The organism is Paenibacillus rhizolycopersici (assembly GCF_014947195.2).
Lineage (GTDB): Bacteria > Bacillota > Bacilli > Paenibacillales > Paenibacillaceae > Fontibacillus > Fontibacillus rhizolycopersici.
In genome coordinates, this window is record NZ_JADCNN020000036.1 from 23,979 (window position 1) to 35,434 (window position 11,456).

The following is an 11,456-nucleotide window of genomic DNA, read 5'->3' on the forward strand; positions in this document are numbered from 1 at the left end:
GCGTTATCATTGCATAAAGTAGTATTTTGTCGTATCATAAATTTAATTGAAGCTCTGGAACTTTACCGGATGAACGAGTGAAAATCTATTGGCAATGGAGAGAAGAATGTGACGGTTACCATTTACGATGTGGCACGTGAAGCAGGCGTCTCGATGGCCACGGTTTCCCGGGTTGTCAACAATAATCCGAATGTGAAGCCGCAGACCCGGAAAAAGGTTTACGAAGCGATAGAACGGTTAGGCTACCGGCCCAATGCCGTAGCCAGGGGTCTTGCCAGCAAGAAGACCACCACTGTAGGTGTGGTCATCCCCGATATTTCGAATTCGATCTTTGCGGAAATCGCTCGGGGCATCGAAGATATTGCAAACATGTATCACTATAACATTATTTTGTGTAATGCCGACAAGCGCAAAGAGAAGGAGATTCGCGTCATCAACACGTTGCTCGAGAAGCAAGTGGACGGGCTCCTCTTCATGGGCGGAACCGTAACGGAGGAACATATTCAAGCGTTCCAGACGTCCGCGGTGCCAATCGTGCTTTGCGCAACGAGCGACGAGAACGGATTGTATCCTTCCGTGGATATCGACCACGAAGCGGCGGCTTTTGACGCGGTCAGCACGCTGATCCGTCATGGACATCGCGAGATTGCGATGATCAGCGGAACGTTGCAGGATCCGGCGAACGGTTATGCGAGATTCCAAGGGTACAAGCGCGCGTTGGAGACGGCGGGCATTCAGTACCAAGAGGATCTGGTGCGGATTGGCAACTATCGTTATGAATCCGGTGTGGAAGCGATGAAGTATTTCCTCGGGCTGAAGAAGCGGCCGACAGCGATCTTTGCGGCAACGGACGAAATGGCGATTGGCGCGATTCACAGCATTCAGGACGAAGGCTTGAAGGTGCCGGACGACTTCTCGATCATCAGCGTTGACAATATCCGTATGGCTTCGATGGTTCGCCCTCAGTTGACGACGGTCGCTCAACCGATGTACGACCTCGGTGCGGTAGCGATGCGTTTATTGACCAAGCTGATGAAGAAGGAAACGGTTGAGAACCCACGGGTGATTTTGCCGCACGAAACGATTTTGCGGTTGTCCGTTAGCCACGTCTAAGGGCTTAGCTTGGGGTATCTTGCAACGTTGGGTATAGAGAGATAAGCTACACATAGAAAATATATATGAAAAAGGTTAACTACGGATAAAAAAGCTCCTTATTTTAAGGAGCTTTTTTGAGTATTCGGGGACAATAATTCTGCCCGCACGATGGATGGGAGAATAGGAGGGAGAGGCTGACATGAATCAAACGATAGGCCTGATGGGGGCCATGGATGAAGAAATCGCATTGCTTCTCGAGAAGGTGAAACATCAAGAGGCGGTTGATGCGGCAGGGGCTACCTTCGTCAAGGGCGTACTGCACGGACGGAACGTTGTCGTGTGTAAATCCGGCGTCGGCAAAGTCAATGCCGCAACCACAACGCAAATCCTGATCGATCGCTTTGGAGCGGAAACGGTCTGGTTTACCGGAGTGGCCGGCGCGGTGCACCCGAATTTGAACGTTGGCGATATCGTCATTTCGTCGACTTGCTTGCAGCATGATATGGATGTTCGGCCGCTCGGCTATAAGCGCGGTATTACACCGTACCAGGACGTCTCCGACTTTCCCGCTGACCCTGCCTTGATCCGCTTGGCAGAAGACGCCTGCGCCCGTCAGTGCACGGATCATCATTACCGGGTGGGACGGGTGCTGTCCGGTGACCAGTTCATCGCGGATCCGGAATTCGTTGGCTCTGTTCTGTACAAGGAGCTGGACGGCGTTTGCGTCGAAATGGAAGGGGCGGCGCTCGCACAGGTATGCCATCGGAACGGGGTGCCATTTATTGTACTTCGCTCTATCTCGGATAAGGCGGACGGCTCCGCCGACGTGAATTTTACCGAGTTTACCGCACTGGCCGCCCGGCGTTCGTTTGCCATTCTAAACGATATGGTAGAGCATGCCGGCGAGTTAAAATGAAAAGACTTTGGGTGAGTAAGCAACCTCACCCAAAGTCTTAGGGATAATCCTGTAAAGCGACCGCGAGAGTCTCGCGGTTTTTTGTCATGATTTCCATTCGGCGGGGGATGCCCTCCCAATGGGACAGGTCGTCAAGCCAAGCGACGGGAAGCTCGAATGGAGTCTGCGGCTGCCAGCGATCCATCCAGGCTTGCGGCAGCGGGAGCAGCGGGTCTTGGCGCAGGGCGGCAGTTAGCGGATGATCGCTCATCTCCAGCCACAGTAAGCTCCAGGCGCGGGGAACGACCCGCCAGAAATCGTAACCGCCGCCGCCCATGGCGACCCAGCGGCCCTCGCAATACGTATGGGCCAGCTCGTGCAGGATCGCCGGCATATCCCGGTAGATCGACATACTGCAGTGCATGTGCGACAGAGGATCCAGCGCATGGGCGTCGCAGCCGTGCAGGCTGACGATCAAATCCGGCTGGAAATGTGCGGTTAGCCGCCGGATGGACTCCTCGAAGCATTCCATCCACGAGGCGTCTTCGGTATAAGGCTGAAGCGGCAGATTCATGCAAGCGCCGTAGCCTTGATGTTCGCCGCGCTCCGGCAGGAAACCGGTACCCGGGAACAAGTATTTCCCCGTCTCATGGATAGAGTAGGTGCACACGTCAGGGTCTGAATAGAAGCTCCATTGGACCCCGTCTCCGTGATGGACATCCGTATCGACGTACAGAACGCGTGCGCCGTAATTGCGTCGGGCATAATCGATAGCCACCGCGGCGTCGTTATAAACGCAGAAGCCAGCCGCTTTGGCCGACAGGGCGTGATGCAGGCCGCCGCCGAGATGCAGCGCATGCGGACTGGAGCCGGAGAGTACGGCCTCCACGGCCGTAATTGTCCCTCCGGTAACCCAGACGGCCGCTTCGTGCATGCCGGGAAAATACGGCGTGTCTTCGTCCAGCAGCCCAAACTGCTCGCCGCGCGAAATCCAGTCCGCTGTGGGGGTCGCGCGGCTCAACTGCTTAACGGCTTCAACATATGCCGGCTGATGGATCCAGAGCAGCTCTTCGTCGGTCGCCGGCCTCGACAGGCGCATTTGCTGCGGCGTCAGTGCGCCGATCTCCTGCAGCAAATCCATCGTCAATTCCAGCCGGATCGGATGGAACGGATGGCCATCGTGAAACCGGTAGTTCATCGCCTGTTCATGGTGGACAAATAAAGCGCTTCCAGGCATGGATTCATCACGCCTTCCTGTATACTGTCAGTACATAAAACGCTGCTGAAAACGAATCCGGTCAAACTGCTCCTCGGAGGACAAGGGAACTTCTTTGCCGATGCGAACCATCAGGCAGTTGGCCGGATGGGAGCAAATTTCCGGGTCGTCGGTGGCGTACCAGACCATGTCGACCGTCTTCATCAGCCGCTCCATCATGGTGCGGTAATCCCAAACGGAGAGGCCGCTCTTTTTCAAATCCCAATGCCAATAATATTCGGTCGTAAAGACAATGTATTTCTCCATCTGACCGTCCTCGAACGCCGTGCGGATCATCTTCGATCCGAGCCCGAGAGAACGGTAATCATCAGCAACTTCGACCGCTCCGAGCTCGATGAGATCGGGCATGTGGCCTTGCGACCATCGTTCCATTTCGTCGGGATAATGAAAGGTGACATACCCGACGATGGTCGAATCCTCGCGGGCCAGTATAATGCGTCCTTCCGGTAGACCGGCGATTTCGACTAGTGCGGCGTGTTGATCTGCCGGCTTGCGGAACGCATCCAGATCGGGGTGCATCTTTAAGGTTTGGAGATGGGAAGGGGATACAGGTCCTTCCACAACGATTTCACGATTCTGATGGGGCAGGGTGTGGCGGATATACGTTTTTTGGTGTTCCATGGAACCGCCTCCTTTGCTCGTTCCCCTCACTTATAACAGAAAAATGAAAATTTGAAAAGTGTAGCCTGTGCGCGAAAACGTGTGCTATAATGTTCTCCGACATAAATTATTCACATTTTCAGGCCGTGCGTGTGATCGTTGTACTCGAAATACCGCCTCAAATCGCTTGAGTTCTGTCGTTGCTTTTTCGATCAAAACGGATGCCCTCACCCATGACGCTGAATGAAGCTCCCAACTTACGCTGCTATGTATCCGTTTTCATAAACTTTGATCTATTGCTTGGAGATTTCCAAAGATTAAGGGAGGATGAAACGATGAGTCAACTGCAAGGGGAAGTTATTTCACCGGGCGTTCCGTCGTCCAACATGGGCAGCTACGAAGAGGCGTATAAGAATTTTCAATGGGAGGATGTCGAAAAGCAGTTCTCCTGGTACGTCACAGGCAAAGTCAACATGGCCTATGAAGCGATCGACCGCCACGTTGATGCAGGCAAAGGGGCGCGTGTGGCGCTTCAATTCAGCGATCCCTCGCGCGAGGAGTCGTATACGTACGAGGACATGCAGGGGCTGACGAATCGGTTTGCCAACGTGCTGCGTAAATACGGGATCACGAAAGGCGATCGGGTATTCGTCTTTATGCCGCGGACGCCGGAGCTCTACGTGAGTGTGCTGGGCACGCTTAAGGTCGGCGCGGTCGTGGGACCGCTGTTCGAGGCGTTTATGGAAACGGCAGTTAAGGATCGCCTGGAGGACAGCGGGGCGGTTGCGCTGGTCACGACGCCGGCGTTGCTGCCTCGGGTGAAGCGCGAGGAGCTGCCGACGCTGCGGACCATCATCGTTGTAGGTGACGAGGTGGCGGCCGGGGACGGTATCGTCGATTATAAAGCGGAGATGGAAGCCGCATCCTCTGAGACCGAGATCGAGTGGGTGAACCGCGAGGACGGCCTGATTTTGCATTATACGTCGGGTTCGACCGGCAAACCGAAAGGCGTTTACCATGTGCATAACGCTATGATTCAGCACTATCATACCGGCAACGTTGTGCTGGACCTGAAGGAAGGGGACGTCTATTGGTGTACGGCGGACCCGGGATGGGTCACCGGCACGTCCTATGGCATTTTTGCCCCGTGGCTGCACGGCGTGACCAACGTCGTCCGCGGCGGGCGCTTCAGCCCGGCCGACTGGTATGAGACGATCCAAAAGAACAAGGTAACGGTCTGGTACAGCGCACCTACGGCATTTCGGATGCTGATGGGTGCGGGACAGGACGTTATTAAGCAATATGATCTGTCGTCACTCCGCCATGTCATGTCCGTTGGTGAACCGCTGAACCCTGAGGTAGTGCGCTGGGGGATGAAGGTGTACAATCATCGGATTCACGACACGTGGTGGATGACGGAGACAGGCGGTCAGCTCATCTGCAACTATCCGTCGATGCCAATTAAACCCGGTTCCATGGGTAAACCGGTGCCCGGCATTGAGGCGGCGATCATCGACGAGAATGGCAAGGAGCTGCCGCCGTACCGGATGGGTAACTTGGCCATCCGCACGCCATGGCCGTCGGTCATGCGGCTGATCTGGAACAATGCGCCGAAATACGAGGAGTATTTCCGCATCCCCGGCTGGTACATTTCCGGCGACACGGCTTACATGGACGAGGACGGCTACTTCTGGTTCCAGGGCCGGATCGACGACGTGATCAATTCCTCCGGCGAACGGATTGGACCGTTCGAGGTCGAGAGCAAGCTCGTCGAGCATCCGGCCGTCGCGGAAGCCGGGGTGATCGGCAAGCCGGATCCCGTGCGCGGGGAGATCATCAAAGCGTTCATTTCGCTGCGCGAAGGCTTTACGCCGTCCGAGGAGCTGAAGGCGGAGATCGCCAAATTCGTCAAGGAAGGGCTGTCCGCTCACGCCGCTCCGCGCGAAATCGAGTTCAAAGATAAGCTACCCAAGACTCGTTCCGGCAAAATCATGCGCCGCGTGCTCAAAGCCTGGGAGCTCAACCTCCCAGCCGGCGATTTGTCGACGATCGAGGATTGAGGTCGGTAGATCTATAGCAGGAGTCCCCTCAAGCGAAGGCTTGGGGGGACTTTTTTTTTTGCGGGAAGGAGGGAAACCAGCCCCTTGGGGGAGCGATCTCTGTCGCCGAATCGAGATTATATTCGAAAAACCGAACATATTCGCTCTAATCAGGCGGATTTCTCTCAATATATATGAAATTTCATACATAATCGTCCCTTTGGAGCGCCAACCTCGAGATTTTATATGAAAAATCGATCATATTACCGCTAAACCGGTGGCTGGCTGTGAATTATGTTCGAAAAATCATATATAATCGCTTAAATCAGGCGGATTCCTCCCAATAGATATGAAATTTCATATATAATCATCCCTTTGAAGCCCAACCTCGAGATTGTATATGAAAAATCGAATATATTTCCTCCAAACGGGGGGGCGCAGCGAATTATGTTCGAAAAATCATATACATTCGCTGGATGGGGGAGGTGGATTGATTTTTCAGTTTAATGCTACTATTTAAACCACAAAAAAGCAGCAGGCTCACACCTGCTGCTTTTTGCTGCTTACTTACTATACTGCACCGGCGCCGACGGCGGGGATTCGCCCAGCACGTTGACGGCGGTGACCTGAATCCAGACGGAGCTGGAATCGGTTTTGAACGAGAAATGCGCGTCCGAAGTGGAACCTACCTTCGTGTAGGAGCCGCCTTGGGCATCGGACACGTAGACGTTGTAGCTCGTCACGAGGTCGAGGGCGCCGTTCGCGTCCCAGCTAACGGTGAACCCGCGGTCGTCCTTCTTGACGCTCACCTTGGCAGGCGAAGCGGGGAGCGGACCGCCTTCACCATTGTCGCCGATCGTACCGTCGTTGCTGCCGCCCGGCGTTTCACCGCTTGGATCCGGCGTCGAACCGCCGTCCGGGAACACGCCGCCGCCAAAGGCGCTAACGATCACGCTTGGAGCCGATTCCTTGCCGGCCACGTCGACTGCCGTGACGTAGTACGCCGTTGTGAAGCCGGCTGAGCCGCCGTCCGTTATCGCGGCCGGATCTCCGACCAGCGCCGCTTTCCCGGCGTACTGGAAGGTCACGCCGTCATCTGCACGGTACAATCGGTAACCGACGACGTCTTTCTCCGTATTTTCGCTAAATGTGATCGTGGCCGCCTCTCCGCCGCCAGAAATGGCGACATTCGCCGGGGGCGCCGGCGCTTGGCCGTCGTCAACCCGTGGATCCGGTTTGTAAGGCGCGTCTTCACCGGCATCCTTCGGCAGGTAGAAACTCAGCGGCTTGTGGCCGCCGGACATGCCGGCGAATGCTTGCTCCAGCTGTTCCTTGAGCAATTCGATCGGCGTCTCGCGTTTCACCACGACCTTCTCACGCAGCATATCGGAAGGCGTCGTTTCGAGCGGTACATAGTTAATTCCTTCATACGTGACGTATTTGGCCCGGATCAGCACGTCGTCCGGCTCCGTCGGCACATACTTGGCGTTGAAAATATCCGTAACCAGTTTGCCGGCCTGCTGCGTTAATTGGGTCGGCAGCTTGCCGCTATACCCGGACACCGTTTTCGACACGATGCCGTCCGGTTTGGTGAAGGCTTCGGTCGCGAACAAATCCGGTTCATTCTCAGTCACTTCGTTCATGACGAGCGCCCAAATTTTGCGCGCCCGCGATTTGCCGGCTTCCGACAGCGTGTTCACCGGCTCGCGGTAACCTATCCATACGCCCAGCGTAACGTCCGGCGAATAGCCCATGAACCAGACGTCGGCATAGTTTTGCGTTGTACCGGTTTTCCCGACGACCGGGATTTTGCCGTAGTTCTTGAAGTCGCTTTTGATCGATTTGCCGGTGCCGTCCTTAATGACGGTGCGCAGCATATCGGTCATCAGATAAGCCGTTTGTTCGGAAAATACTTGCTGCGGCTCCACCTCATGCTTGTAGACGATATTCCCTTTGGCGTCGGCGATTTTCTCGATCATGTAAGCATCGGTGAACTTCCCGCCGTTGGCGATGGCACTGTACGCGTTAGTCAGTTCCTCGACGGTAACGCCATATTTCAAGCCGCCGAGCACGCCGGTTTGCGCGCTGTAGTCCTCATCCTCCAACGTCGTGATCCCCAGCTTCTTGGCGAAGTCCCAGGCTTTGTCGATACCAACGATGTTGTTAAACACGCGAAGTGCCGGGATGTTCCGGGATTCATTTAGCGCGGTCCGCGCCGTCACGAGGCCTTTATAGCCTCCGCTGGAGTTCACCGGGATGTGGAAGCCTTTTTGATAATCCTTCAAAATGATGGGCGAATCATCGATGATGCTGGCCGGCTGAACGAGCCCGGCATCGAGTGCCGGCAAATAAGCGGCAATCGGCTTCATCGTCGAGCCCGGCTGCCGTTTCATTTGCGTAGCATAGTTCATTTGCTCCGTGTAGAAGTCGCGTCCTTCGATCATCCCGAGGATCGCGCCGGTCTTGTTATCGATCATCATCGAAGCGACTTGCTCCAGGCCTTTCTTCTCGCTTGGTGGCGAGAAATTGTTTGCGTTGTCCGACACCTTGTGCATGGAGTTGTAGACCTTCTTATCGATGGTCGTATACACCCGGTAACCCCCGGTCAGCAGCTCCTGGCGGGCTTCCTCAATTATTTGCGGATTTGCGGCGACCTCCTCTTTGGTCATCTCCGGATTGTTCAGCATCGCGATCACGATCGCGCCCTGACGTTCCGTTTCCAGCATCAGATACGGGAAGGTGTCGTAAGCCTTCTTCGTTGGTTTAGCCAGCGAACCCTTGATGTCAAAAGCTACCGCTTCGTCATACTGTGCCTGCGTGATTTTGCTCTCCTCGAGCATGCGCTGCAGCACTAACTGCTGGCGTTTCACCGCCCGACCGAACGCCTCCTCGTTGAACTCCCCTTTCCCGTTAAAAGCGGAATACGTCGAAGGGAGCTGCGGTAAACCGGCCAAATAAGCCGCTTGGGCAACATTCAGGTCCTCCAGATTGCTGACGTTAAAAAGACCCTTGGCCGCGGCTTTGATGCCGTAGACCTGATATCCGTTCGAACCGTTGCCGAAAGGAACCTTATTCAAATAAGCCGTAATGATTTCTTCCTTGGATAAAAAACGCTCCAGCCGAAGCGCAAGCAGCATTTCCTTAACCTTCCGGTCCTCGGTCTTATCCAGGTTCAGGAAGACGCGACGTGCCAGTTGCTGCGTCAGCGTACTGCCGCCGGTCTGCACGTCCTCATGGAGCAGGCGCTGCTTGACAGCCCGCAGCGTGCCTTTAAAATCGATGCCGATGTGTTCCTCGAAATGATTGTCCTCGATGGCGATCACCGCATCCAGCACCGTTTGCGGGATCTCCTTGTAAGTGACGGGGCGGCGGTCCTCTTCCGAACGAAGCTGGCCAATGGGTTGGCCGTCACGGAAATAGGCGAAGCCCGTCATTTCATTATGGTTGATTTTTGCTTCAATGTCGGCACGCGACCGTACCGGATCGTCCTTGACGATAGAGGATACGTATCCGAATACGGCCCCTCCGGCGAACAGAACGCCGGCAAATCCAAACAGAACGAGCCAACCCAATATCGCCCAGGCAATCCGGCCTTTTTTGCGCTTCCGAGCGGGTTTAGCGGGTTTTTCGCTCCGGGTATTGCGCCGCAGTTTGCCGGAGTTTTTGTCGTTCTCATGATCCATGCATGATCCTCCTTTATAAACAGCAACATTATAGCATAAAAAAGGGGATTTGGATGTTTTTTCAGCGTATTTTGGCGTCATATGGAGCCTTAATCGTGCTTATGACCTAGCTTTCGTAGGTTTGACTTTGCGAATGCATCTATGATATATATTATTTTAAATCGCATATCGACAAAAGGCTTGGAAAGACTCAGTAGAAGGCGGAATCCCGCTGCTCAGAGAATCGGTGGATGCTGCGAACCGAATGGGCGGATCCCTTTTGAAATACCGTCTGGAGCCGTCCGGGGGAACGCGCGGGAACGATCCGAAGCGCTAGTAGTCCGGTACCGGGGTATCCCGTTATTTGAATGAAGTGAAAACCGTGAACGGTCGTTCGCATGCTTGCGAGATCCAGGTAGCGGTTTTAATTAGGGTGGTAACGCGAGCGCTCCTTCTCGTCCCTTGGGATGAGAAGGGGCTTTTTTGTGTTTATTTTCATAGGCGTTAAATTAACAAATTCGATGGAGGTAGGAGCAATGAAGTGGGAAGAATTAAACGCGGCACAGCAGGCCGAGGTGGAACGGCAGATTCAGGTGATTTCCCGCGGCGTGGTGGAGATCGTGCCGGAGGATGAACTGAAGCAGAAAGTGATCAAGTCGGTTGTGACCGGCAAGCCGCTGAAGGTGAAGCTGGGGCTGGATCCTTCCGCGCCGGACATTCACGTTGGACATACGGTAGTCATGCAGAAGCTTCGCCAGTTTCAGGAGTTGGGACATCAGGTGCAACTGATCATCGGCGACTTCACGGGGCGGATCGGCGACCCGACCGGTAAATCGGAAACCCGTAAACAGTTGACAGAAGAAGATGTGCAGCGGAATGCGGAAACGTACCGCCAACAAATTTTCAAAATTTTGGACCCGGACAAAACCCAGGTCAACTTCAACTCCGAATGGCTGGCGCCGATGACGTTCGCTGATGTCGTCAAGTTGTCCGCCAAAGTCACCGTAGCGCGTATGCTCGAACGTGACGATTTCACGAAGCGGTACACCACAGGGCAACCGATCAGCATCCACGAATTCTTCTACCCGCTGATGCAGGGGATGGATTCGGTAGCGCTGGAGAGTGATATCGAGCTTGGGGGAACAGACCAGAAGTTTAACCTGCTCATGGGACGGACGCTGCAGAAAGAATACGGCAAAGACACGCAAGTCGCCATCATGACCCCGATCATCGAAGGTTTGGACGGCGTGCAGAAGATGAGTAAGAGCCTTGGCAACTACATCGGCATCGATGAGGCGCCAAACGAAATTTACGGCAAGGCGATGTCTGTGCCGGACGAGCTGATGACGAAATACTATGAACTCGTGACGGACCTGTCCTTGGAAGAGTTCGCAGCTCTCCGCGAGGGTCTTAAGTCGGGGGAAGTACATCCGCGCGACGCCAAAATGAGACTCGCTCATACGCTCGTCCGGATGTACCACGGCTCGGAAGCTGCCGATGCGGCGCAGGAGCATTTCGTGACCGTATTCCAGCAACGAGCGTTGCCGGAGGATATCGAGGAGAAGGAAGTTCCTGCCGCCGAGCTGGAGAATGGGAAAATCCGCTTGATCAAGTTGCTGACCTTGATCGAGTTTGCGGCCTCCAACGGAGAAGCCAAACGCAGCATCCAGCAAGGCGCGGTCAAGCTGAACGAAGAGAAGATCAGCGATCCGAACGCCGAAGTAGAGCTGGCAGGTGGAGAGATCATTCAAGTCGGGAAGCGCAAGTTTGCCAAGCTGCTAGTCAAGTAATTAAAAGAACCCCGAACCTTCAAGGGGGACTGACCCCCGTTTGTGAGACAGAGATCAAAACACCTTATTTACTTAAGCAGCCAGTTGCCGATATTCAAT

7 protein-coding genes and 1 other annotated feature are annotated in these 11,456 nt (G+C 54.7%); of the genes, 4 read left to right on the forward strand and 3 right to left on the reverse strand.

From position 1 onward, the window contains the following. The first annotated feature begins 108 nt into the window (after positions 1-108). Both ccpA and IM700_RS22325 read left to right on the forward strand, forming a co-directional pair. Complete coding sequence (ccpA, locus tag IM700_RS22320) at positions 109-1,113, forward strand: catabolite control protein A (RefSeq protein WP_059043810.1); 1,005 nt, start codon at positions 109-111, stop codon at positions 1,111-1,113. A gap of 181 nt (positions 1,114-1,294) precedes the next feature. Next, positions 1,295-2,011, forward strand: coding sequence for a 5'-methylthioadenosine/adenosylhomocysteine nucleosidase (locus IM700_RS22325; RefSeq protein WP_193419063.1), 717 nt, complete (start codon positions 1,295-1,297; stop codon positions 2,009-2,011). Positions 2,012-2,048: 37 nt separating this feature from the next. Here the strand turns inward: IM700_RS22325 and IM700_RS22330 are convergent, their stop codons facing one another. Together IM700_RS22330 and IM700_RS22335 are read right to left on the reverse strand one after the other, a co-directional pair. Then, positions 2,049-3,227: an acetoin utilization protein AcuC gene (locus tag IM700_RS22330; RefSeq protein ID WP_272491499.1), complete on the reverse strand. Its 1,179-nt coding sequence runs from the start codon at positions 3,225-3,227 to the stop codon at positions 2,049-2,051. A 27-nt stretch (positions 3,228-3,254) separates the two neighbouring features. Further along, a complete protein-coding gene (locus IM700_RS22335; RefSeq protein ID WP_193419065.1) occupies positions 3,255-3,887 on the reverse strand; it encodes a GNAT family N-acetyltransferase in 633 nt (210 codons plus the stop codon). A 314-nt stretch (positions 3,888-4,201) separates the two neighbouring features. On the opposite strand from IM700_RS22335, the gene acsA reads away from it, so the two are divergent. Next, positions 4,202-5,926, forward strand: a complete 1,725-nt coding sequence (gene acsA / locus IM700_RS22340; RefSeq protein ID WP_155608787.1) for an acetate--CoA ligase — start codon at positions 4,202-4,204, stop codon at positions 5,924-5,926. A 542-nt stretch (positions 5,927-6,468) separates the two neighbouring features. Here acsA and IM700_RS22345 read toward each other — a convergent pair. Next, positions 6,469-9,588, reverse strand: coding sequence for a transglycosylase domain-containing protein (locus IM700_RS22345; protein ID WP_193419067.1), 3,120 nt, complete (start codon positions 9,586-9,588; stop codon positions 6,469-6,471). A gap of 172 nt (positions 9,589-9,760) precedes the next feature. Next, positions 9,761-10,033, forward strand: a binding site (T-box leader). A 70-nt stretch (positions 10,034-10,103) separates the two neighbouring features. On the opposite strand from IM700_RS22345, the gene tyrS reads away from it, so the two are divergent. After that, positions 10,104-11,357 (forward strand): tyrosine--tRNA ligase, encoded by a 1,254-nt coding sequence (gene tyrS / locus IM700_RS22350; protein ID WP_193419069.1) that lies wholly within the window; start codon positions 10,104-10,106, stop codon positions 11,355-11,357. Positions 11,358-11,456 lie beyond the last annotated feature (99 nt).

Excerpts from the sequence above, each read along its gene's own strand:
- IM700_RS22325 (WP_193419063.1), top strand. The coding sequence starts at position 1,295 with ATGAATCAAACGATAGGCCTGATGGGGGCCATGGATGAAGAAATCGCA.
- IM700_RS22330 (WP_272491499.1), bottom strand. The coding sequence starts at position 3,227 with ATGCCTGGAAGCGCTTTATTTGTCCACCATGAACAGGCGATGAACTAC.
- IM700_RS22335 (WP_193419065.1), bottom strand. The coding sequence starts at position 3,887 with ATGGAACACCAAAAAACGTATATCCGCCACACCCTGCCCCATCAGAAT.
- acsA (WP_155608787.1), top strand. The coding sequence starts at position 4,202 with ATGAGTCAACTGCAAGGGGAAGTTATTTCACCGGGCGTTCCGTCGTCC.
- IM700_RS22345 (WP_193419067.1), bottom strand. The coding sequence starts at position 9,588 with ATGGATCATGAGAACGACAAAAACTCCGGCAAACTGCGGCGCAATACC.
- tyrS (WP_193419069.1), top strand. The coding sequence starts at position 10,104 with ATGAAGTGGGAAGAATTAAACGCGGCACAGCAGGCCGAGGTGGAACGG.